The sequence below is a fragment of the Devosia sp. genome, assembly GCF_017307495.1.
Taxonomy (GTDB): domain Bacteria; phylum Pseudomonadota; class Alphaproteobacteria; order Rhizobiales; family Devosiaceae; genus Devosia_A.
Genome location: NZ_JAFKHE010000013.1, coordinates 282,397 through 304,835 on the forward strand (window position 1 = coordinate 282,397; position 22,439 = coordinate 304,835).

The window sequence follows — 22,439 nt, forward strand, 5'->3', positions numbered from 1 at the left end:
GGGATCTCCGTTTGGCCCACGGACCAAGACCAGAGGTTCCCGCTTTCGCGGGAATGACACCGTGCCTGGTGGCAACGTCAGTCAGGCACTCATCCAACGAGCGACAAGAACCGCTCCACCTCGTCCGCCGTCGTCGCCCAGCTCGTCACCAGCCGCACCAGGTCCTCGTCCGGCCCGAGCTGCCCGCCCATCGCCTCGGCCGGCCATTCGTAGAGCGTGCCGCCGGCCGCCCGCACCGCCGCGATTGCCGCCCTGGGCAGCACGGCGAACACTTCGTTCGCCTCGCTCTCCCAGCCGAGCCACGCCGGTCCGGTGCCGCGCAGGCCGGCGCGCAACTGCTCGGCGCGCGCATTCGCCGCCCGCGCCCAGCGCAGCCAGTTCCCATCCGTCAGGTATGCCTCGAACTGCGCCGCGACGAAGCGCGCCTTGCTGAACGTGTGCCCGGCCCGCTGCCGCCGCGCCGCGAGGTCATGGAGCCTGTCGGGCGCAAATACCACGATCGCCTCCGCCGCCCAGCAGCCGTTCTTGGTGCCGCCAAAGCTCAGGAAGTCCACCCCGGCCTTCCAGGTCAGCTCGGCCGGCGTGGCCCCGCTTGCCGCCACCGCGTTGCCGAACCGCGCCCCGTCCATGTGCACGGCGAGGCCGCGCGCCCTGGCGAGCCCCGTCAGCGCCTGCACCCCGGCCGGCGCATAGACCGTGCCCAGTTCCGTCGCGTTGGTGAGGCTGAGCGCCACCGGCACGCCGTAGCGGCTGCCCTCCGGATAGCGCGCCATCATCTCGGCCAACGCCTCCGGCGCCATCCGCCCCGCCGCCTGCGGCACCGCGACGAGCTTCATGCCCTGGCTCTGGAACTCGGTGGCGCCCCACTCGTCGACATGGATATGCGCCTCGCTCGAGCAGAACACCAAGCCGCCCGGCCGGCTCAGCGCCGCCAGTCCCAGCGAATTCGACGCCGTGCCGGTGCCGGTGAACCACACCTGCACGTCCGTCTCGAAGACCTCCGAGAACAATCCCGTCACCCGCCGGGTCAGCGCGTCGTTGCCATAGGCGGGGGCCGCCCCGTCATTGGCCCGGTGCAGCGCCGCCATCACCTCCGGCGTCGCCCCGGCCCAGTTGTCGCTCGCGAAATTCATTTGATGGTCTCGATTGGTAGGAAGCATGCTCCTAGCACGCCTCCGCCACCCTCTGTCATCCCGGCGGTAGCCGAAAGCCCACTTCCATGCCAGCCAGCGCCACCGCTATGATCCGGCCTGGAGGAGACCCCGATGCGAGCCATATCCTGCGTGGCGCCGAACCAGCTGGCGCTTGTCGAAATTCCGCGTCCCGAACTGAAGCCGGGCTGGGTGCGCGTCGCCATCCGCCACATCGGCATCTGCGGCACCGACTATCACATCTTCGAAGGCAACTTTCCGTACTTCGAGTATCCGCGCGTCATCGGCCACGAGCTGTCCGGCACCGTGGTCGATGCCAACGGCGCCGACTTCAGCGTCGGCCAGCCGGTGGTCATCAACCCCTATCTCACCTGCGGTACCTGTCCGGCCTGCCGCGAGGGCAAGACCAACTGCTGCGAGACGCTGAAAGTCGTCGGCGTCCACGCTCCGGGTGGCATGGCCGAAGAGATCGTCATGCCGGCCGCCAACCTTTATCCGGCCGGTGAGCTCAGCCTGCGCGATGCTGCCATGGTCGAGTTCCTCGCCATCGGCGCGCACGCCATCCGGCGCACCGCCGAGCTCAAGCCGGGCGCGCGCGCCCTCGTCGTCGGCTCCGGCCCGATCGGCCTGGGCGTTGCCCACTTCGCCCGGATCGCCGGTGCCGAGGTCACCGTCGTCGATGCCGCCCCGGACAAGATCGCCGCCACCCGCGAGCTGGGCTTTGCCACCTTCTCGCCCGATCAGCTCGACGGCGCCGAGTTCGCCGGCCGCCGGCTGTCCGGCTTCGACGCGGTCTTCGATTCCACCGGCTCGATCCGGGCGATGAACGCCTCGCTCTTTCACACCCGCAACGGCGGGGCCTACACGCTGGTCGGCGTCATCAAGGGCGACCTCGTCTTCCCCGACAGCGAGGTGCACCGGCGCGAACTCACCATCCGCGCTTCCCGCAATGCCCAGAAGGCCGATTTCGAGGACGTCATGGCCGCGATGCGGGCCGGCAGGATCCCGACCGACCGCCTCGCCACCCATGCCACCAGCATGGACGACGTCCCCTCCAGCATGCCCGCCTGGGCCCACGACCGCACCGGCCTGATCAAGGCGATCGTCACGGTGTGACCCTACCCCGCACGGGGAGGGAGACCAGCGAAGCCGGTTGAGGGGGCGACTACGTCCTCCGGTGGCTGCAGCCCCTCATCCGGCGCTACGCGCCACCTTCTCCCCGACGGGGAGAAGAACAGCGCAGTATCGGTAATCACCTCTGTTCCTCTCCCCGTCGGGGAGAGGGTGGACCGGCGCAGCCGGGACGGGTGAGGGGTGCCGGGCCACTGGGGCCATCCTACCCCCGGCCGAGCATCCGGTTCGGCGTCACGTCGAGCTCGATCTCTTCCATGCCGAGCAGCCGCGCCACCACCTCGGGCGGGTCCTTGACCACATGCGTGCCCGACACCGTATCGATCTTGGTGTCGCGCAATCCCTTGACGATCGCCACCACGTGATCGGGGTTGATGTACATGAACCCTTCGGGCGTATCGAGCTTGACCAGCCGCATGCGTCTCTCCTGTTGCTGCGGACATAACCGAACGAACGCCGCCGGGTGACATTCTGCCCGCCCCATGGGAAAGGAAGGATGAACCGCATTCTCCACCGGAGTCGCCCGTTGCGCAGCGCCGATGACATCCTTGCCTTCTGGTTCGTCGAGCACGATCGCAGCCACTGGTTCGGCGGCGGCCCGGAATTCGATGCCGAACTCAGAGAAAAGTTCGCCGATACCCACGCCGCCGTGGCTCGCGGCGAGGCCTGGACCTGGCGCCGCACCCCGCTCGGCCGCCTCGCCGAAGTCATCGTCCTCGACCAGTTCTCGCGCCAGATCCACCGCGGCACGGCGCAGGCCTTCGCCGCCGATGCCATGGCGCTCGCCCTCGCGCAGGAGGCGGTAGCGGCCGGCCACGACAAGGCGCTCGAGCCGGTGCCGGAGCGCCAGTTCCTCTACATGCCCTACATGCACTCGGAATCGCTGCTGATCCACGACGAGGCCATGCACCTGTTCGCCTCGCTCGGCAGCGAGGACGTCCTCGCCTACGAGGTCTCGCACCGCGACCTGCTGCGTCGCTTCGGCCGCTATCCGCGCCGCAACGAGGTGCTTGGCCGCGTCTCCACGGCGGAGGAGATCGACTATTGCGCCAGCGAGGAGGGCAAGTGGTGATGGATCATTTCCTGCCGCTCTTCGCCATCCTGGGCGCCCTGCTGCTGGGCGCCATCAGCCCCGGTCCGAGCTTCGTCTTCGTCGTTCGCACCGCCGTCGCCCAGTCGCGGGGCGAGGGGCTCGCCGCTGCGCTCGGCATGGGCGTCGGCGCGATGCTCTACGGCGCCCTTGCCGTGCTCGGCCTGCGCACCCTGATGCAGGATGGCGGGCTGCTGTTCACCGCGCTCAAGGTCGCCGGCGGGCTCTACCTCGTCTATCTCGCCTGGCAGATCTGGCGCCACGCCGCCCAACCGATCACCGTCGAGACGGGCGGCGCCGGCGCCGCCAACCCCGGGAAGGCCTTCACCCTCGGCCTTCTCACCCAGCTCTCCAATCCCAAGATCGTGGCGGTGTTCGGCGCCGTCTTCGCCGCGCTGCTGCCCGCCGATCCCGCGCCCTGGCTGTACTGGGCCCTGCCGCCGTTGATCTTCCTGCAGGAAACCCTGTGGTACGGCATCGTCGCCGTGGCCTTCTCCGCGAGCCGCCCCCGCGCCCTCTACCTCAACGCCAAGCTCTGGGTCGACCGCGCCGCCGCCACCTTCATCGGCGTCCTCGGCGTGCGGCTGATCCTCGAGGCGCGCTAGAGGTCCCCTTGCGTGATGCATTTGTGCATCGCTCGGCATGAAACCGCTCAGCCGACTGGCGAAGGGATCAATTGGTCATTCCATCTTAAGCGCTGCCGCGTAAGTAATGGGGCAGTCTTGCTTGGGGTGCAAAAGATGATTCTCCGTTCCCTTGTTACTGCTGCCGGACTTTCCTTGCTGGCCGGCACCGCCTTCGCCGCCGACCTCACCATGCCTGCCGGCGAAGTGCCGGTCGTCGACAATGGCTTCGACTGGGCCCGCCCGTATGTCGGCGCTTCCGTGAGCAGCGAGTTCTCGCTCGACGACGGCGATGACTATTTCGGCGGGGGTGTGTTTGCCGGCATCAACTTCCTCGCCTCCGAGAGCTTCCTGCTCGGCGTCCAGGTGACCGCCGACGCGGTTTCCGACGGCGACGCCAGCTATGGGGAACTCTTCGTGTTGGGCCGCGCTGGCATCCTGCTTACGCCCGACATGCTGCTCTACGGCATCGGCGGCGTCGGCTTCGACTGGGAACTCGACGATCCTGACAACAACAGCACCGCGTACCAGCTCGGTGCCGGCATCGAAGTCGCGGTCAGCGACAGCGTCACTGTCCGCGGTCAGCTGACCGGCTACGGCTACTTCGACGACAGCGATCTGTTCGACTATGCCCGCGCCACCGTCGGCGTCGCCTTCCACTTCTGATCGCCGCCAGCGTAGCGCCTTTAATCGGGCCCCTCGGGGCCCGATTTGCTGTGTGCTAATGACGTTCACGATTCATTTGAAACGGCGCATCTTTCCCTCACCCTGACCCTCCCCCCGAAGGGGAGAGGGTACGCAAGGCCATTAAGCGGTGCCACACCGCCCCCTCTCCCCTCCGGGGAAAGGGCTGGGGTGAGGGGCAGGTCGAGGTGATTCCGATACCAGCTGCAGCGGTCTATGCGACGATGCCCTGCACCAACCCGGGATCGACCAGCGCGCCCTTGTGCCCGATCACCACGCCGGCCACCCGGTGTGCCCGTTCGACCGCTTCGACCGGCGACAATCCCCGTGCCCGCCCGCTGAGATATCCGCCGTTGAACGAGTCGCCGGCGCCGGTCGCGTCCACCACATGCTCGGCCTTCGGCGCCGGCACGTACTGGCGCACCCCGTCGGCGGTCGCGACGAAGGCCGGCTTGGCCCCGTCCTTGGCCACCACCTCCTGCGCCCCCAGCGCGAGGTAGCGCTCCGCCGTCGCCTCGGGCGAGGCATCGCCGAACAGCGGCGCCTCGTCGGTATGGGTCGGCAGCACGATGTCGGCGATCGTCGCCGCCGCCGTCAGGATGCACGCCATGATGCGCGGGCTGGTCCACAGCGCCGGCCGGAGGTTCGTGTCGAACACCACCGTCGCGCCGGCATCGCGCGCCTTGACGATCGTCCGCATCAGCTTGCCGCGTGCCTTGGGCGCAAGGATCGCCATGGTGATGCCGGAAAAGTACACCGTGTCGGCCCCGACCACCGCCGCCTCCAGCGCCTCGACGTCGTCGGCCAGTTGCTTGGCTGCCGATTGCCCGCGCCAGTAGGTGAAATGCCGGTCGCCTTTCTCCTGGTGGATCAGGTAGAGGCCGGGCCGCCGGTTGGCGATCGTCTGGATGCGGTCGGTGCCGATCTCCGCCTTGCCGATGAAGGCGCGCATCTGGGCCGAATACATGTCGTCGCCCAGCGCCGTCACGTAGTCGACCTGCCAGTCCGCAGGCAGCAGCGCCTTGGCGTACCAGGCCGTGTTCAGCGTGTCCCCGGCATAGCCCAGGCGGTACATCCCACCCTCGCCGCCAGACATCTCGATCATGGCTTCGCCGATGCTCACGAACCGCTTGGTCACGCCGCTTGTCCCCTCAACTATCCGATGCTTATGCCGAGGATATCGGCCTTAGGCAACAGGCTGGTATGGCAGTCAGCGGTGCGCTTCGGTATGGTCCTGATCCTCCAATGGAAGTTCATGCAGATGACGCGACTTTCCCTTGCCGTTTCGCCGGTCGACTACCCTGAAGTGCAGTGGGGTACATTTGACCGAAAACAGGTCACGCCCGGCATCGTCCATCTCGGCATCGGCGCCTTTCATCGCGCCCACATGGCCGTCTATGTCGATGATCTGCTTGCGAAAAATCCGTCCTGGGGGATCATCGGCGCCTCGCTGCGTCGCCCCGACACGCGCGATGCGCTGGCCCCGCAGGATTTCCTCTACACCCTCGCCATCCGCGACGCCTCGGGCACGAAATGCCGGGTCATCGGGTCCATCCTCGATGTCCTCGATGCCAGCACGCAGCGCGGCCAACTCATTGAAACCATGGCGAATCCGGCGATCCGCATCGTCTCGCTGACCGTCACCGAGAAGGGCTACTGCCACGACCCGGCGACCGGTGAGCTCGACGAAAAGCACCCCGACATCGTCCACGACCTGGCCCATCCCGACCAGCCTGTCAGCGCCCCCGGCATCATCGTCAAGGCTCTGGAATTGCGGCATGATCGGGGACTTGTCCCCTTCACCGTGATGAGCTGCGATAATCTGCCCTCGAACGGCAAGACGGCGGGCCGCATCGTCCGCCGCTTCGCCGAATTGCGGGGAGGAGGCGGGGACCTTGCGAAATACGTTCAGTCGGTAAGTTTCCCCTCGACCATGATCGACCGGATCGTGCCCGCCACGACCGACGCAGATCGAGAAATAATAAAGAAAATCAGTGGCTTAGAAGATGCCTGGCCGATCATGACCGAGCCCTTCACCCAATGGGTGATCGAGGACGATTTCCCCGCCGGCCGCCCGCCCTTCGACACTGTCGGCGCCCAGCTTGTCGAGGATGTCGAGCCCTTCGAGCTGATGAAGCTCAGGATGCTCAACGGCTCGCACTCCACCATGGCCTACCTCGGCTACCTCTCGGGCTACCAGTATGTCAGCGAAGCCATCGCCGACCCCGGAATTCACAAGCTCATTCGTGGACTTATGACTGATGAGGTGATGGCCACGCTGCCCATGCCGCGTCCCACGCTCGAAGCCTACCGCGACCAGTTGCTCGCCCGTTTCGCCAATCCCGCCCTGAAGCACCGCACCTGGCAGATCGCTATGGACGGCACCCAGAAGCTGCCGCAGCGCCTGCTCGCCACGATCCGCGATCGGCTGGAAAAAGGCCAGTCGATCCAGAGGCTTGCGCTCGGTGTCGCCGCCTGGATGCGCTACGTCACCGGCATCGACGAGCAGGGCAATCCGATCGACGTGAAGGATCCCCACGCGGCGCGGCTGCGGGCCATCGCCGACAGCGCCGGCCGCGATGCGCAAAAGCTGGCCGCCGGCCTGCTGGAAGTGCAGGAAGTCTTCGGCACCGACCTGCCGGCCAATCCGGCGTTCACCGAGCCGGTCACCAACCACCTGAAATCGCTAATGGAAAAGGGCGCGAAGGTGACCGTTTCGTCGCTTTCCTAGCCCCGCCCACCGTCCGCGTTTAGCGCACGGTAGCGGCCTAGAGCCGCCCCTCCATCGCCCGGTCGAAGATTTCGAGGGCCAGCGCCTTGGTCAGTTCCACCGGATTGCCGCCCGCCGTCGGGTCGACGATCGCCATGTCGGCGATCAACTCACGCTTCTCGCCCGTCACTTTGAAGTCCTTCAAGGTGTTGGGAACGTTGAGCTTTGCGCGCAGCCCGTTGATCGCGTGCAGGAACGCATCGAAGCTCGGCGGCATGCCGCAATAGGCCGCGAGGCGCGCGATCTTGGCCTCGATGGCATCGCGGTTGGCGACCAGCACGTAGGGCATGAACATCGCATTGGTCATGCCGTGATGCGTGTCGTACAGCGCGCCGACCGGGTGGCTCAGCGAGTGGATGGCGCCGAGCCCCTTCTGGAACGCCGTCGCGCCCATCGCGGCGGCGCTCATCATGTGCCCGCGCGCCTCGATATCGTTGGGGTTGGCCGCGACCTTGGGCAGGTTCTCGAGCGCCAGCCGCACGCCCTCGACCGCGATGCCGTCGGCCAGCGGGTGGTAGCCCTTGGCGCAGTAGGCCTCGAGGCAGTGCGCCAGCGCGTCGAACCCTGTCCCCACGGTGATGAAGGCCGGCATGCCGACCGTCAGCTCGGGGTCGGCGATGACCACCTTGGGCATCATCAGCGGGTGGAAGATCACCTTCTTGGTGTGCGTCGCCTCGTCGGTGATGACGCCGGCGCGGCCCACTTCGGAACCGGTGCCCGCCGTGGTCGGCACCGCGACGATCGGGAAGATCCCCTTGGGGTCGGCGCGGGTCCACCAGTCGCCGATATCTTCGAAGTCCCACATCGGCCGCGTCTGCCCGGCCATGAAGGCGATGACCTTGCCGGTGTCGAGCCCCGAGCCGCCGCCGAAGGCGATCACCCCGTCATGCCCGCCCTTGCGCAGCACGTCGATGCCGGCGGCGACGTTGGCCGATATCGGGTTCGGCTTCACGTCGGCGAACACTCCGACCCCGTAGCCCGCATCGCGCAGCAGCTTCAGCGTATTCTGCGTCACCGGCAGGTTGACCAGCCCGGCATCGGTCACCAGCAGGGGCTTGGTGATCCCCGCCGTCTTCAGCGCCTCCGGCAGCTCGGCAATCCGCCCCGCCCCGAACTTGATCGCCGTCGGGTAGTTCCAGTTGGCCTTGGTCATTGCGCCATTTCCTTTGTGGTCGTGTAGCCGGCGGGCAAAGTCAGTTTGTGAACGTGTTCTTCACCCGAACCGATCGGGCCATGTAGGGTATCCAGATTGCTGCACCGACTATTGCCTGACTGAGCGACCTGACGGTCTCCCGGTCGAAGAGTTCGGCGGCCCCTGACGCGAAGACGTCATGGAAAACCACGTAGGCAACTGCGAGATCGAGAACCAGCCAGCTGAGGTTGGCGCCGAGCCAGTATTGATAGAGGCGGGGGAAGGTCGATCGCCTCTGCAGCATTTGAACGAGAAGGTAGATCGGCGCAACAAACTGCACGAGCAGATTAACGAGAGTCTCGATGGCTATGAAGGCGGCCTGATGAAAAGGAAACTGCCCCAGCATGCCGAGGGCTTCCCATGAGTTCCAAAGGTTCCAGGCCCCCACAAAAGGGGTCAGGCAGATCCCAAGCAGCGGCAGGAGCAACCACCCGCCGATACCCGAAACCGTCTTGCCAGGGCTGCTCGCCAGTCCATCTGCGTTCGTCATTCCGTTCCCCCAAACAGTACTTGCGAGTATCACACTCGCCGCAAATGATAACTCTTCGGCTGCGTGAGATTGGCGTACCCGATCTCGCTCAGCGCGCCGCCCTTGCCGGTCTCCTTCACCCCGGTCCACACCAGCGCCGGATCGAGATAATCGCAGCGGTTGGCGAACACGGTGCCCGTCTCGACCTTGGCGCCGATGCTGGCCGCCGCATCGAGGTCCTCGGTCCAGATCGAGGCGGTGAGCCCATACGGGCTGTCGTTCATCAGCTCGATCGCCTCGGCGTCGTCGCGCACCTTCATGATGCCGACCACCGGGCCGAAGCTCTCCTCGCGCATCACCGCCATCTGGTGGTTCACGTCGGTCAGCACTTCCGGCGCGAGATAGGGCGAGCCCTCCTCGTCGAGCGTGTGCCGGGTGTTGAGATGGGCCCTGGCGCCCTTGCGCAACGCCTCGAGCGTCTGCCCGCGCACCAGGTCGGCGAACCGGCCGGTGGCCATCGGGCCGACCACGGTGTCGGCCTCGAGCGGGTTGCCCAGTGTCCAGCCGCGCGCCACCTCGACGAAGTCCTTGACGAACCGGTCGTAGACCGAGGCATGCACGTAGATACGCTCCACCCCGCAGCAGCTCTGCCCCGAGTTGAAGAACGAGCCGTCCACGAGGTTCTCCACCGCATGGTCGAGCCGCGCGTCGGCCCGCACATAGGCCGGATCCTTGCCGCCGAGTTCGAGCCCGAGCGTCGCGAACGTCCCCGCCGCCGCCCGCTCGATCCGCCTGCCGCCCTCCACCGAGCCGGTGAAGTTGATGTGGTCGATCTGCCCCGAGCCGATCAGCTTTTCGGTATCGGCGTGGTTCAGCACCAGGTTCTGGAACAGCCCGTCCGGAAGCCCCGCCGCCTTGAACGCCTCGGCGAAGCGCTCGCCCACCAGCAGCGTCTGCGACGCGTGCTTGAGGATCACCGCGTTGCCGGCCATCAGCGCCGGCACGATCGAGTTGACCGCCGTCAGGTACGGGTAGTTCCACGGCGCGATCACCATCACCGTGCCGAGCGGCTCACGCGCGATCCAGCGCTCGAACCCTTCCTTGTCCGGCCGCATCGACGGCTTGAGGCTGTCCTCGGCGATGGAGATCATGTAGCGCGAGCGCTCCTCGACGCCGCGCTTCTCGCCGCCGTAACGCACCGGCCGGCCCATCTGCCAGGCCAGTTCGGGAACGATCTCGTCGTTCTTCGCGATCAGCGCATCAAGGAAGTGCTCGAGGAACTTCGCTCGTTCCTTGACGGTGATTTCGCCCCACACCTCGCGGGCCCGTTTGGTCTTGGCGACGGCGCCGGCAATCTCGGCACCTGTTGCCAGCGGCCGCTCGGCATATACCCGCCCGTCGATCGGCGAGACGATCTGGACCTTGTCGGTCATTTGTCACCTATCTGTTGTGGGCGCTGTTCTAGCTGCGCTCGAACCCGCGCTTCAACTCCCAATCGGTGACGCGCCGGTCATACTCGAACTGCTCCCACTCGGCCGTATGGACGTAGTGGCTCACCACCTGCTCGCCGAAGGCCGCCTTCAGCATCTCGGAGCCCCTGAGCGAACTGATCGCATCACGCAGCGTCTTGGGCACTTCGCGCAGCTTCTCGCCCACGTAGGCGTCGCCCGAGAAGGGCGCCTCGAGGCTGAGCTTGTCCTCGATGCCCTTGAGCCCGGCGGCGATCAGCGCGGCGAACGCCAGGTACGGGTTGAGGTCGGCCCCGCCAATGCGGCACTCGATGCGCACGCCCTTGCTGTTCTCGCCGCACAGCCGGAAGCCGGCCGTCCGGTTGTCGGGGCTCCAGATCGCCTTGGTCGGTGCGAACGTGCCGACCTGGAAGCGCTTGTAGGAGTTGATGTAGGGCGCAAGGAAGTAGGTGACGTCGTGCGCGTAGGTGAGCAGGCCGGCCACGTAGTGGCGCATCATCTCGCTCATCCCCAACTCGGCCCCGGGCGCGAAGAAGACGTTGCCCTTCTTGTCGGCCAGCGACATGTGGATATGGCTCGACGAGCCGGCGAGGCCGTAGTCCCACTTGGCCATGAAGGTGATCGACTTGCCGTGGTTGTGCGCGATTTCCTTCATCGCGTTCTTCATCACCACGTGCCGGTCGGCCATGGTGAGCGCGTCGGCGTAGCGCACGTTCAGCTCTTCCTGCCCGGGTCCCCATTCGCCCTTGGAGTTCTCGATCGGGATGCCCGAGGCCTGCAGCAGCCGGCGCATGTCGCGCAGCACGCCCTCTTCCTTGGTGGTCTGGAAGATATTGTAGTCCTGGATGTAGTAGCCGGCGGTGGCGAGGTTCTTGTAACCCTTGTCCCAGGCGGAGCGGAAACTCTCGTCGAACAGGTAGAACTCGAGCTCGGAGGCGAAGTTCGCCGTCAGCCCGAGCTTCTCGAGCCGCGCCAGCTGCCCCTTGAGGATGGCGCGCGGGCTGTGCGGGATCGGTTCGTGGTGATGATGGTCGACGAGGTCGGCGAGGATGATCGCCGTGCCCTCGAGCCAGGCCGCCTTCATCAGCGTGTCGAGGTCCGGCTTCATCACGAAGTCGCCGTAGCCCCGGCCCCAGTTGGCCGCCTCGTAGCCCGGCACCGGCTCCATGTCGATGTCATTGGCCAGCAGGTAGTCGCAACCATGCGTCTCGTCGATCGCGCCGTCGAGGAAGAACTCGGCCTGGAAGCGCTTGCCGATCAGCCGCCCCTGCATGTCGGGGAAGGCGACCAGCACGGTGTCGATGGTCCCGGCCTTCACGTCGGCTTTGAGCTGGTCGAGCGAATAAGCGGCCATCGCCGCCTCCCATTGTTCGTTTTCTTGTCGTTGGGACCCGGCCGCGAGGGTGCGGCCGGGCCGATGTCGAAACGTCAGCTGTAGCGGTACGGGGCGCCGGCCTTTGCCATGTCGGCGTTGTACTGCTTGATGATCTCGACCACCTTGGCGCTGCGCGGGCTCTGTCCGGCGATCTGGTCCCAGAACGCCTGCGCGTCGGCTTCTACGGTCTTCCACTCCTCTTCCGGGATTGTGGTCAGTTCCAGCTTGCCGTTGATGCGGAAGTTCGCCTCGCCGTTCCAGTACCAGTGCTGCCGGTAGTAGTGCGAAGAGTCGATCATCAGGCGGTAGAGCTGCTGCAGGTGCGGCGGCACCGCGTTCCACTTCGCCGTGTTGACGAAGTACGAGCCGGCCCAGGCGCCCGACAGCGGGTTGGTGAGGTAGTATTTGAGCACATTGGCCCAGCCCACCGTGTGCAGCTCGGTGGTGCCGCTCCAGCAGATGCCGTCGAGTTCGCCCGTCTGCAGGGCCGGCTCGACGTCTTCATACGGCAGCGACACCGGCACCACGCCGTACTTGGCGAGGAACTGCCCGGCCGTCGGGAAGGTGTAGACGCGCAGCCCGTTGAGGTCGGCGAGGCTGCGCACGGGTTTGGTCGTGCCGAAGTTGCATGGGTCCCACGCGCCGGTCGAAAGCCAGGTGACGTCGGGGATCTCGGCATAGGCCTCTTCCCAGATCTCCTTGAGCCCGCGCCAGTGCCACAGCGCCGGCACATCCAGCGAATAGCGCGAGGCGAGCGGGAAATAGGCGCCAAACACCTTCACGTCCACCGGCGCCGCCGCCGAGTCGTCGTCGCTCTGGGCCGCGTCGATCGTGCCGGTCTGCACGGCGCGGAACAGCTCGCCGTGCGGCACCAGCTGGTCGGCCGTGTAGAGCTCGATCTCCATCTCGCCATTGGCGGCGGTGTTGAACCATTCGATCGCGTTGCCGACCACGTGTTCGGCCAGCGCCGGCCCGGCATAGGTCTGCAGCCGCCACTTGATCGGCGACTGAGCCTTCACATGCGGCATCGCCAGGGCCGTTGCGCCCATCGCGGTGGCGGTGGCGAGGCCGGCCTTCTTCAAGAAGTCGCGCTTGTTGAGTTTTTCAGTCTCACTCATTGGTCGTCCCTTTCCCTGGTTGAGCCGTCATTGGTGCCGCAGCACTTTCGCCAGTGCCTAGCGCCCCGTGTACATTTGCGGGAGCCACAGTGCGATCTGCGGGAAGAGCATCAGGATGATGATGGTCAGGATCATCATCAGCGCGAACGGCAGGATCGACCTGTAGATGTCGCCCAGCGTGATCTCGGGCGGCGCCATGGCGCGCATCAGGAACAGGTTGTAGCCGAACGGAGGCGTGATGTACGCGACCTGGCAGGTGATGGTGTAAAGGATGCCGAACCAGATCAGGTTGAAATCCAGCTCCTTGACCAGCGGGATATAGAGCGGCGCCACGATCACCAGCATGGCGGTGTCGTCGAGGAACATGCCCATCACCACGAAGCTCAGCAGCATCAGGATAAGGATGCCCCACGGATCGAGGCCGAAGGTGTTGAGCAGCAGGTGCTCGATCGCCTTGACCGCTCCGAGCCCGTCATAAACGGCCGAAAAGCACAGCGCGCCGAGGATGATCCACAGGAACATCGAGCTGATCACCAGCGTGCTGCGCGTCGTCGTCTCCAGCACCTGCCAGGTGAGCCGGCGGGACACGAGGGCCGCGAGGGTGGCCAGCACTGCCCCGACGACCGAGCTTTCGACGAGGCTGGTGACGCCGGTCATGAACAGCCCCATCATGATGCCGAACACGGCCAGCGGCAGGAATCCGGCGCGCAGCAGCGCCAATTTCTCGGCCCAAGTGATCTGGTCGCGCTCCTCCTTGGGCATCGCCGGGGCGATCTCCGGCTGCAGCCGGGCGCGGACATAGATGTAGACAATGAAGATCGCCGCCATCATCAGCCCGGGCAGGATGCCGGCCAGCCACAGCTGCAGGATCGGCTGCCGCGCGATCATGGCGTAGAGCACGAGCACCACGCTGGGCGGGATCAGGATGCCCAGCGTCGAGCCGCCCTGGATGACGCCAGTGACCATCACCTTGTCGTAGCCGCGCCGCAGCAGTTCCGGCAGCGCCACGGTGGCGCCGATCGCCATTCCGGCGACGCTCAGGCCGTTCATTGCGGAGATCAGCACCATCAGGCCGATCGTGCCGATGGCTAGCCCGCCGCGGACCGGGCCGAACCAGACGTGGAACATGCGATAGAGGTTGGACGCGATGCCGCTCTCGCTCAGCATGTAGCCCATGAACACGAAGAACGGCACCGTGATCAGCGGGTACCAGTTCAGCACCTGGAACGCAGCGTTGAACGGCAGTTCGGCCGAGCCCTGGCCCCACAGCCACAGCGCCGCCACCGAACCCACGAAGCCGATGACGCCGAAGACGCGCTGCCCCGTGAACAGCAGCACCATCATGCTGGCGAACATGAAAAGGGTAATCAGTTCCGAGCTCATCAGATCTTGGTCCCGCGTGCCGCGGCGATATCGCGGAAGAAATTGGCAATGAACTGCAGGAGCATCAGGACCAGACCGATGGTCATGATCGTCTTGATCGGCCACAGCAGCGGCGACCAGGCCGAATAGTTCTTCTGTCCATAGATGACGGCGTAGCTCGTGCTGGAGATGCCGCCCCAGATCATCACGCCGAGGTAGAACATCACGAACAGCGCCGTGAACGCGTCGAGGCCCGCCCGCCGCTCCGGCGGCAGCCGGTTCCAGAACAGGTCCATCCGCACATGGCCGCCCTGCTGCAGCGTGTAGGCGCCACCCAGCAGGTAGTAGGCCGACAGGATGAACTGGCTCATCTCCAGCGCCCAGTTGACCGGCGCGCCGAGGAACAGCCGCGACAGCGTGGAGGCAAGCAGCACACCGGCGAGGACGAAGAACAGCAGCATCGCGAACCGCCCGACCCAAAGGTTCAGGCGATCGACGAAATGGACGAAGACTCGGATGGGTTTAGGCACGCGGCAAGTTCTCCGCCGGTGTTGTGATGGGTGGCTGTGGGTGCGACCCCGCAGCGTTGTCGCGTGCCCCGAGAGCAGCTTCGAGGCACCGGGCCAGCCGGGCGGCCCACTCGGCCACGCCTTCCGGTTCGAGAATCTCGTCGTGTCGGATTTCGATCATCGTCGCCTCGAGCCCGCGTTCCTCGCCGTGATGCTCAAGCGTGTAGGTCACGCCGTTGAGGGCCGAGTAGGGCTCGTTCCAGCCCACGTTGAGCCCTGCATCCTCTTCGAGCAGCGCGTCGCGCAGCGCGGCGGTGAAGCGGGCGTCACGCGCATGGATCAGCCCGATCGGCCACGGCCGCGGCACGTCCTTGTAGACCGGGGTGAACGAGTGCACGGTGACGAGGATGGTCCGCAGCCCGGCCGCCCGGCGCGCGTCCAGCACCTCTTGCAGCGCCGCATGGAACGGCTCGTGATAGGCCCCGATCCGCCGCGCCCGCTCGTTGTCGCCGACGTCCTTGTTGCCGGGGATCTCGGTGCGCTCGGAAATGATCGGGATCAGGTCCGGCGCGTCATGCCGCCGGTTGCAGTCGATGATCAGCCGGCTGACGGTCGAGGCGACGAGCGCTGCGTCGAGCCGTTCGCTCAATTGCAGCGCCACGCCGAGCGCGCCGGGGTCCCAGGCGATGTGCATCAGGCGCTGGTGCGGCGTCAGGCCCAGGTCGCCATACGGTTCCGGGAAGCGGTTGGAGGCGTGGTCGCAGGCCAGCACGAAGGGCGAATGCCCTTCGGCGTTGAACACCTGTACCGGCGGCACGACGCTGGCCTCGCGCCGCGGATCGAAGTGATGCCCCGACATCTTGCTCCCCCAAGCAACGGTCACGCACCCCCCTCGGGCCACGTCACCGCTTTCACGTCCGCCGATCCCCCGTGCGAACGCTGACGGTAAACTGACGGGTTTTTGACCGTTTGGTCAATCCACCCCGTTACAACTCGCTGTGGGTCTTCATGAACGCCTTGGGCGTCAGCAGGATCTTGTCGTCGACCTCGCCGATCAGGCCGGTGTCCTTGCCCTCGTAGTCGAGTGCGTTCAGCACGGAGCGCATGATGGCGAGTCGGCCGCGCTTCTTGTCGTTGTTGAACACGATGCGCCAGGGCGCGTGGGGTGTGTGCGTGGTCTGCAGCATGCGATTGCGCGCCTTGGTGTAGTCGTCGAAGCGTTTGAGCGCCTCCATGTCGACAGGCGACAACTTCCAGATCTTCAGCGGGTCGTGCCGCCGGTCGTGGAAGCGCTTGAGCTGCATCTCGCGGCCGATGGTCAGCCAGAACTTGAACAGGTGGATGCCGTCGCGCACCAGCATCTTCTCGAAATCCGGCACTTCCTCGAGGAACTTGTCGGTCTCGGCGGGGGTGCAGAAGCCCATCACCGGTTCAACGCCGGCGCGGTTGTACCAGGAGCGGTCGAACAGCACCTGTTCGCCGGCGGCCGGCATCCAGTCGACATAGCGCTGGAAGTACCACTGCGTCTTTTCCCGGTCCGACGGCTTGGGCAGCGCCACGTCCATGTTGAAGCGCGGATTGAGGTTTTCCAGGTAGCTGGCGATCGATCCGCCCTTGCCCGCGGCGTCGCGTCCCTCGAACACGATGACTATGCGCTTGCCGGTCTTGGCCTGGTCGTGTTGCAGCAGGGCCAGCTGGCGCTGCACCTGCAGCATCTGCGTGGCGTAGGCGTCGCCGTCGATCTTCTCGTCGTATGGATAGCCGCCCGAGGTCAGCGCCTTCTTCTTGATCCATCGGGGCAGCACCGGGTCTTCGAGGTCGAAGTTCTCGAGCGCGTCGGACATTCTACTCAACTCCGCATCCTGTCATGACCGTGTCACAACCGTGCTATGAACACCCCTGTCTGACAAGGTGCCGAATCGTTCCGGCACCGAGGGAAACGACTGATGGTTGACGAGCCGCCGCGCGGTGTGACCGGATTGGGCTGGCTCGAGACACTGCGCGGCCGGCTGTATGGCCGCCTTCTCCTGCTGCTGGCGGTCGGGCTGGTGTTCATGACACTGGCCGGCCTCGATATCCTGTCGCCCGGGATCGGCGCGCTCGCCTATGGCGCGATCGTTGCCCTCGCCGCCCTCGTGCCGGAAACGGCGGAGTCCGCCGCGGGCGTCGTCTCCGGCGGTAGCCAGGGCGAGCTGGCTTTCGCCGACGCGGTCCGCCACTTCGCCGACGCGCTGCCCGATCCGGCCGTCGTGCTCGATGCGCGCAGCGTCATCATTCACCTCAATCGCGAGGCGCGGCACCACTTCCCCGGCGTCGTCGCCGGCACCCCGATCGCCTTCACGCTGCGCTCCCCCCAGTTGCTCTCCGCCATCGAGGCGGCGCGGCTGGGCCCGGCCCAGACCATCGAGTTGCACCAGACCGTGCCCACCGAGACCTGGTACAAGGCGACCATCGCTCCGCTGCTGCCGGGGGCGCAGGGCAAGGACGGCATCCTCGTCATCACTTTGCAGAGCCTCACCGAAGCCAAGCGCCTCGAGTCGCTGCGCACCGATTTCATTGCCAATGCCAGCCACGAGCTGCGCACCCCGCTCACGTCGCTGGTCGGCTTCATCGACACGCTGCTCGGTCCTGCCGCCAACGACAAGGTGGCGCGCGAGCGGTTCCTCGGCCTGATGCGCGGCCAGGCCGCGCGCATGAGCAAGCTGATCGACGATCTGCTCTCGCTTAGCCGCATCGAGATGCGCCAGCACGTGCGGCCGATCACCCCGGTCGACCTGGGCCCGCTGCTGCGCGAGGTGGCCGAAGGCCTGCAGGTACAGGCGGCCGAGACCCGGACCCGGCTCGATGTGCGCCTCCCCGAGGGATCGGTGGTCGTCAGCGGCGATCGGGACGAACTCTACGAGGTGTTCGAGAACCTGATCGAGAACGCGATCAAGTACGGCGCCGACGGCGACAACATCGAGATCACGCTCACTCCCGACACCGGCCGCACCGGCTTTGCCGCCCTGGTCTCGGTGGTCGACCACGGCGTCGGTGTCGCCGAGGAGCACGTCCCCCGCCTCACCGAGCGGTTTTATCGCGTCGACGCGGAATCGAGCCGCAAGAAGAAGGGCACGGGCCTGGGGCTCGCCATCGTCAAGCACATCGTCACCCGCCACCACGGCCTGCTCGCCATCAGGAGCCAGCCGGGGCAGGGGACCCGCGTCGAGGTGCTGCTGCGCAAGTAGCGGTCCATGGCGGTAGGCGGGCAGGGCCCCGTGCTGGCTTTGCACCGCCGGTCCTCGCATGACGGTCGCCCGACCCGTCCCAGTGTCATTCCCGTTCGCCCAGGTGTGCGTGTTTCCACAGAAACGGCGCTGTCATGCGGCGCAAAGTGATGCGAAATCAAGGTATTAGGCCGTCATAAAAGTGCAACGCCGCTGTCATAAAACGTTGTGACAACGGCCATAGGTTCCGCCTTGCAGACAGGGCGGCCGGAAGACCGGGCCCGCCGACAGGGCCTTAGGGTCATCCTTCCGGAAGGGAAAAGACATCATGAAGATTGCAGTTTTCGCGAGCGCCGCGGTTATCGCGCTTGCCGCTGGCCTCGGTGCCGCCGCCGCGCGCGACCAGATCCAGGTCGCCGGTTCGTCCACCGTGCTCCCCTACGCCAAGATCGTCGCCGAGTCGTTCGGCGAGGCCTTCCCGGACTTCAAGACCCCGGTCGTTGAGTCCGGTGGTTCGGGCGCCGGCATCAAGCAGTTCTGCGAAGGCGTCGGCGAAGACAAGATCGACATCGCCAATTCCTCGCGTGCGATGAAGAAGGAAGAGCTCGAGACCTGCAAGGCCAACGGCGTCGCCGACGTCGAGGAAGTCAAGATCGGCTACGACGGCATCGTATTCGCCTCTGACATTGCCGGTCCGGACTTCGCCTTCACCCCGGCCGACCTCTACAAGGCGCTCGCCGCCAAGGTCGTGGTCGATGGCAAGCTCGTCGACAACCCCTACACCAAGTGGTCCGAAGTGAACGCTGCGTTCCCCGCGTGGGATATCGCCGCCTATATCCCGGGCGAAAAGCACGGCACCCGTGAAGTGTTCGAGACGAAGCTCCTCGACGCTGGCTGCGACAAGGACGCCCTCAAGGCCGCCGGCGTCGCCGATGCCGACGTTGCCAAGACCTGCGTCGCGGTCCGCAAGGACGGCAAGGCGGTCGACATCGACGGTGACTACACCGAGACCCTCGCCCGCATCGACAGCAACAAGACCGGCATCGGCGTGTTCGGCCTCGCCTTCTACGAGAACAACGCCGACAAGCTGAAGGTCGCGACCGTCGGTGGCGTCGCCCCGTCGACCGAGACCATCTCCTCGGGTGAATACCCCGTGTCGCGCCCGCTGTTCTTCTACGTCAAGAAGGCTCACATCGGCGTCATCCCGGGCCTCAAGGAGTATGTCGAGTTCTTCCTGTCCGACGACATGATCGGGCCGGACTCGCCGCTCGCCCAGTATGGCCTGGTCGCGGCTCCCGACGCCGAGCGCGACGAGATCCGTGCCAAGTTCGAAGCCGGCACCACGATGTAATCTGATCGGCGCGGGCTACGGCCCGCGCCGCCCCGCCTTCGGGCAAACCAGAGACCTGGGGCCTGCACCGCGCGACGAAGCGGCACACGGCCCCAGTACGTTGCAAACGAGGCATAGATGTCCGCAGGCTGGCTTGTCGCAATAGTTCTCGGCATTGGCGTCCTCGCGTACTTCTTCTCGGCTCAGCGGGCCCGCGCGCAGCGCGACCAGGTCGACCGCGCCAAGGAAGTCCCGCACTCCCTGCCGCTCTATCACGGCTGGTTCGCCTTCCTGCTCTCGACGCTCCCGGCGATCATCGTCCTGGTCGTCCTCAGTGCAGTCTCGAGCGGCCTGATCGAGGGGCGCATTCGCGCCGAGGCCGGCACCCACATTCCCGACCCCGCTGCCGCCAGCCTCCAGGTCGGCATCATCCACAACGCTGCCGAAGCGCTGGCCAGGCTCGGCCTCACCGGTACCGGCGTTCCGTCCACCTACGCCGCCCTGCGCGACGCGGCCTCGGCAGCCGGCATCTCGCTCGCCGACAGCGGCGAGGACTACATGCTGCCGCTCGCTGCCGGCGTGAATGAAGAGGCGGCACTGCATCGCCTGCTGATCCAGGGCCTGGCGCTGCTGCTCTCCGTTGCCGGCGCCGTCTTCGCCTATTCGCGCATCCGCATCCGCCTGCGCGCCCGCAACGAGGTCGAGCGCATCGTCCTGTGGTCGCTGATCGGCGCCTCCACCGTCGCCATCCTCACCACCGTGGGCATCGTGCTCTCGATGCTGGGCGAGACGATCCACTTCTTCTCCGAGGTCAATCCGCTCAACTTCTTCTTCGGCACCGTCTGGGACCCGCGCTTCGCCGCGGCCGGCTCGGGCGGATCGGAGGGGCAGTTCGGCCTCATCCCGCTGCTCGCGGGCACGCTTTATATCGCCTTGGTCTCGATGCTGTTCGCGGTGCCGGTCGGTCTGATGGCGGCCGTCTACATGGGCGAGTACGCCTCGCCGCGCATCCGTTCGACCGTGAAGCCCCTGCTCGAGCTGCTCGCCGGCATCCCCACCATCGTCTACGGCATCTTCGCCGTGGTGACCCTCGGGCCGTTCTTTCGCGACCTCAGCGCGGCGCTCGCCGGCGGTTTCGCCTTCATCCAGGCCCAGTCGGTGTTCACCGCGGGCATCGTCATGGGCGTCATGCTGATCCCCGTCGTCTCCTCGCTCTCCGACGACGTGATCACCGCCGTACCCCGCGCCATGCGTGACGGCTCGCTCGCCCTTGGCGCCACGCGCTCGGAGACCATCCGCAAGGTGATCCTGCCCGCCGCGCTGCCCGGCATTGTCGGCGCGCTGCTGCTCACCGCCTCGCGCGCCATCGGCGAGACCATGATCGTCGTGCTTGCCGCCGGCGTCGCCGCCCGCCTCAGCATCAATCCGTTCGAGGCGATGACCACCATCACGGTCAAGATTGTCAACCAGCTGACCGGCGACCTCGAGTTCAACTCGCCGCAGACGCTCGTCGCCTTCGCCCTCGGCCTCACCCTCTTCGTCATCACCCTCGGCATGAACGTCTACGCGCTCTACATCGTGCGCAAGTATCGGGAGCAGTACGAATGACCGACGCCGCCCTGCCGAACAGCGCCGTCGCCCCGGCCGCACCGGCCGCACCGGCCGCACCGGCCCGCCGCGATTTCGGGCTGAGACGCCGGCACGCCGCCGAGCGCCGCTTCCGCTTCTATGGCCTCGCTGCCATCGTCATCGGCCTCGGCTTCCTCGCCGTGTTGCTCTTCTCCATCGTTTCCAAGGGCTACACCTCGTTCGTCCAGACCTCGATCACCGTGCCGGTCGAGTTCTCCGCCGATATCATCGACAAGGACAACAAGCGCGCCACCGACCCGCGCGTGCTGGTCTCCGCCAACTATCCGGTGGTCGCCCGCAACGCCGTCGCCCGGGCCCTCGGCATCTCGCCCGACGACAAGGCCGCGATGCGCGACGTCGCCAAGTTCGTCTCCGACGGCAGCCGCGCCACCCTGCGCCAGATCGTGCTGGCCGATCCCTCGGTCGTGGGCACCACCCGCCCGGTGACGTTGCTCGCCACCGCCGACATCGACAGCGCCAACAAGGGCCAGATCGACCTTTCGGTCCCCGAGGCCAAGCGCAAGGTCTCCGACCAGCAGCTCGCCTGGCTCGATCAGCTCCGCCAGCAGGGCGCCATCTCCACCCCGTTCAACTGGGGCCTGCTCACCTTCGGCGCGTCCTCCCGCCCCGAGACCGCGGGCCTCGGCGTGGCGCTGATCGGCTCGCTCTACATGATGGGCATCGTGCTGCTCTGTGCGCTCCCCATCGGCGTCGCCGCCTCGATCTACCTTGAGGAATTCGCCAGGAAGAACCGCTTCACCGACTTCATCGAGGTGAACATCAACAACCTCGCCGCGGTGCCTTCCATCGTCTTCGGCCTGCTCGGGCTGGCGGTGTTCATCAACTTCTTCGGCCTGCCGCGCTCGGCGCCGATCGTCGGCGGGTTCGTGCTCACCCTGATGACGCTGCCCACCATCATAATCGCGACGCGTGCGGCGCTCCGCGCCGTGCCGCCCTCGATCCGCTCGGCCGCGCTGGGCATCGGGGCCAGCAAGATGCAGATGGTGTTCGACCACGTGCTGCCGCTCGCCACCCCCGGCATCCTCACCGGCACCATCATCGGGCTGGCCCGCGCACTGGGCGAAACCGCGCCGCTGCTGCTCATCGGCATGGTCGCCTTCGTCGCCGACGCCCCGGCCACCCCGCTCGATCCGGCCACGGCGCTACCCGTCCAGATCTACATGTGGTCCAATGAGGCCGAACGCGCCTTCGTCGAGCGCACCTCGGGCGCCATCATCGTGCTGCTCGCCTTCCTTGCCCTCATGAACATCGCCGCCATTCTGCTGCGCCGCCGCTTCGAGCGCCGCTGGTAAGCCAACCCGGATGAACGA

General features: G+C 66.4%; 21 protein-coding genes. 9 read left to right on the forward strand and 12 right to left on the reverse strand.

Translation table 11 applies throughout. The annotated features are described in order from the left end of the window. Positions 1–89: 89 nt before the first annotated feature. Positions 90–1,133 (reverse strand): low specificity L-threonine aldolase, encoded by a 1,044-nt coding sequence (locus J0I99_RS04685; RefSeq protein WP_291396179.1) that lies wholly within the window; start codon positions 1,131–1,133, stop codon positions 90–92. 132 nt (positions 1,134–1,265) lie between these two features. Here J0I99_RS04685 and J0I99_RS04690 point away from each other — a divergent pair, with 132 nt between their 5' ends. Continuing rightward, positions 1,266–2,267 (forward strand): zinc-binding alcohol dehydrogenase family protein, encoded by a 1,002-nt coding sequence (locus tag J0I99_RS04690; protein ID WP_291396181.1) that lies wholly within the window; start codon positions 1,266–1,268, stop codon positions 2,265–2,267. 220 nt (positions 2,268–2,487) lie between these two features. On the opposite strand, the gene J0I99_RS04695 is transcribed toward J0I99_RS04690, so the two are convergent. Then, positions 2,488–2,700, reverse strand: coding sequence for a hypothetical protein (locus J0I99_RS04695; protein ID WP_291396182.1), 213 nt, complete (start codon positions 2,698–2,700; stop codon positions 2,488–2,490). Between the two features lie 78 nt (positions 2,701–2,778). On the opposite strand from J0I99_RS04695, the gene J0I99_RS04700 reads away from it, so the two are divergent. From J0I99_RS04700 to J0I99_RS04710, 3 genes are all read left to right on the forward strand, one after another. Then, entirely contained in the window at positions 2,779–3,354 is a 576-nt protein-coding gene (locus J0I99_RS04700) for a DUF924 family protein (RefSeq protein WP_291396184.1), read from the forward strand. Next, on the forward strand, positions 3,354–3,977 hold the full coding sequence (locus tag J0I99_RS04705; protein WP_291396186.1) for a LysE family transporter: 624 nt from the start codon (positions 3,354–3,356) through the stop codon (positions 3,975–3,977). Before J0I99_RS04700 ends, J0I99_RS04705 begins: the two co-directional genes overlap by 1 nt. Before the next feature lie 135 nt (positions 3,978–4,112). After that, a complete protein-coding gene (locus J0I99_RS04710) occupies positions 4,113–4,661 on the forward strand; it encodes an outer membrane beta-barrel protein (RefSeq protein WP_291396187.1) in 549 nt (182 codons plus the stop codon). Positions 4,662–4,893: 232 nt separating this feature from the next. Here J0I99_RS04710 and J0I99_RS04715 read toward each other — a convergent pair whose 3' ends face one another. Beyond that, positions 4,894–5,817: a sugar kinase gene (locus J0I99_RS04715; RefSeq protein ID WP_291396188.1), complete on the reverse strand. Its 924-nt coding sequence runs from the start codon at positions 5,815–5,817 to the stop codon at positions 4,894–4,896. A gap of 123 nt (positions 5,818–5,940) precedes the next feature. Between J0I99_RS04715 and J0I99_RS04720 the strand changes: the two genes are divergently transcribed. Beyond that, positions 5,941–7,410, forward strand: coding sequence for a mannitol dehydrogenase family protein (locus tag J0I99_RS04720; RefSeq protein WP_291396189.1), 1,470 nt, complete (start codon positions 5,941–5,943; stop codon positions 7,408–7,410). 37 nt (positions 7,411–7,447) lie between these two features. Here J0I99_RS04720 and J0I99_RS04725 read toward each other — a convergent pair whose 3' ends face one another. From J0I99_RS04725 to ppk2, 9 genes are all read right to left on the reverse strand, one after another. After that, on the reverse strand, positions 7,448–8,602 hold the full coding sequence (locus J0I99_RS04725; protein ID WP_291396191.1) for an iron-containing alcohol dehydrogenase: 1,155 nt from the start codon (positions 8,600–8,602) through the stop codon (positions 7,448–7,450). A gap of 40 nt (positions 8,603–8,642) precedes the next feature. Next, entirely contained in the window at positions 8,643–9,131 is a 489-nt protein-coding gene (locus tag J0I99_RS04730) for a DUF2569 domain-containing protein (protein WP_291396192.1), read from the reverse strand. 29 nt (positions 9,132–9,160) lie between these two features. After that, positions 9,161–10,543 (reverse strand): aldehyde dehydrogenase family protein, encoded by a 1,383-nt coding sequence (locus J0I99_RS04735; RefSeq protein WP_291396193.1) that lies wholly within the window; start codon positions 10,541–10,543, stop codon positions 9,161–9,163. A 28-nt stretch (positions 10,544–10,571) separates the two neighbouring features. After that, positions 10,572–11,933 carry a glutamine synthetase family protein gene (locus J0I99_RS04740; RefSeq protein ID WP_291396194.1) on the reverse strand — a complete coding sequence of 454 codons (1,362 nt, stop codon included), beginning with the start codon at positions 11,931–11,933 and terminating at the stop codon, positions 10,572–10,574. Between the two features lie 74 nt (positions 11,934–12,007). After that, positions 12,008–13,072 (reverse strand): C4-dicarboxylate ABC transporter, encoded by a 1,065-nt coding sequence (locus tag J0I99_RS04745; RefSeq protein WP_291396195.1) that lies wholly within the window; start codon positions 13,070–13,072, stop codon positions 12,008–12,010. A 57-nt stretch (positions 13,073–13,129) separates the two neighbouring features. After that, on the reverse strand, positions 13,130–14,455 hold the full coding sequence (locus tag J0I99_RS04750; protein ID WP_291396196.1) for a TRAP transporter large permease subunit: 1,326 nt from the start codon (positions 14,453–14,455) through the stop codon (positions 13,130–13,132). Further along, the gene (locus J0I99_RS04755) at positions 14,455–14,964 is read right to left on the reverse strand and encodes a TRAP transporter small permease subunit (protein WP_291392997.1); all 510 of its coding nucleotides are present in this window, start codon (positions 14,962–14,964) and stop codon (positions 14,455–14,457) included. Before J0I99_RS04755 ends, J0I99_RS04750 begins: the two co-directional genes overlap by 1 nt. Continuing rightward, complete coding sequence (locus J0I99_RS04760) at positions 14,957–15,802, reverse strand: N-formylglutamate amidohydrolase (protein ID WP_291396197.1); 846 nt, start codon at positions 15,800–15,802, stop codon at positions 14,957–14,959. The genes J0I99_RS04755 and J0I99_RS04760 overlap by 8 nt, the downstream gene beginning before the upstream one ends. Before the next feature lie 127 nt (positions 15,803–15,929). Continuing rightward, positions 15,930–16,787, reverse strand: coding sequence for a polyphosphate kinase 2 (gene ppk2 / locus J0I99_RS04765; protein WP_291396198.1), 858 nt, complete (start codon positions 16,785–16,787; stop codon positions 15,930–15,932). Positions 16,788–16,889: 102 nt separating this feature from the next. On the opposite strand from ppk2, the gene J0I99_RS04770 reads away from it, so the two are divergent. The 4 genes from J0I99_RS04770 (at position 16,890) to pstA (ending at position 22,421) form a co-directional block, all read left to right on the forward strand. Further along, the gene (locus J0I99_RS04770) at positions 16,890–18,170 is read left to right on the forward strand and encodes an ATP-binding protein (protein WP_291396199.1); all 1,281 of its coding nucleotides are present in this window, start codon (positions 16,890–16,892) and stop codon (positions 18,168–18,170) included. A gap of 307 nt (positions 18,171–18,477) precedes the next feature. Continuing rightward, complete coding sequence (locus J0I99_RS04775) at positions 18,478–19,500, forward strand: substrate-binding domain-containing protein (protein ID WP_291396200.1); 1,023 nt, start codon at positions 18,478–18,480, stop codon at positions 19,498–19,500. Positions 19,501–19,617: 117 nt separating this feature from the next. Then, entirely contained in the window at positions 19,618–21,087 is a 1,470-nt protein-coding gene (gene pstC / locus J0I99_RS04780) for a phosphate ABC transporter permease subunit PstC (protein ID WP_291393006.1), read from the forward strand. Continuing rightward, complete coding sequence (pstA, locus tag J0I99_RS04785; protein ID WP_291396201.1) at positions 21,084–22,421, forward strand: phosphate ABC transporter permease PstA; 1,338 nt, start codon at positions 21,084–21,086, stop codon at positions 22,419–22,421. The genes pstC and pstA overlap by 4 nt, the downstream gene beginning before the upstream one ends. Positions 22,422–22,439 lie beyond the last annotated feature (18 nt).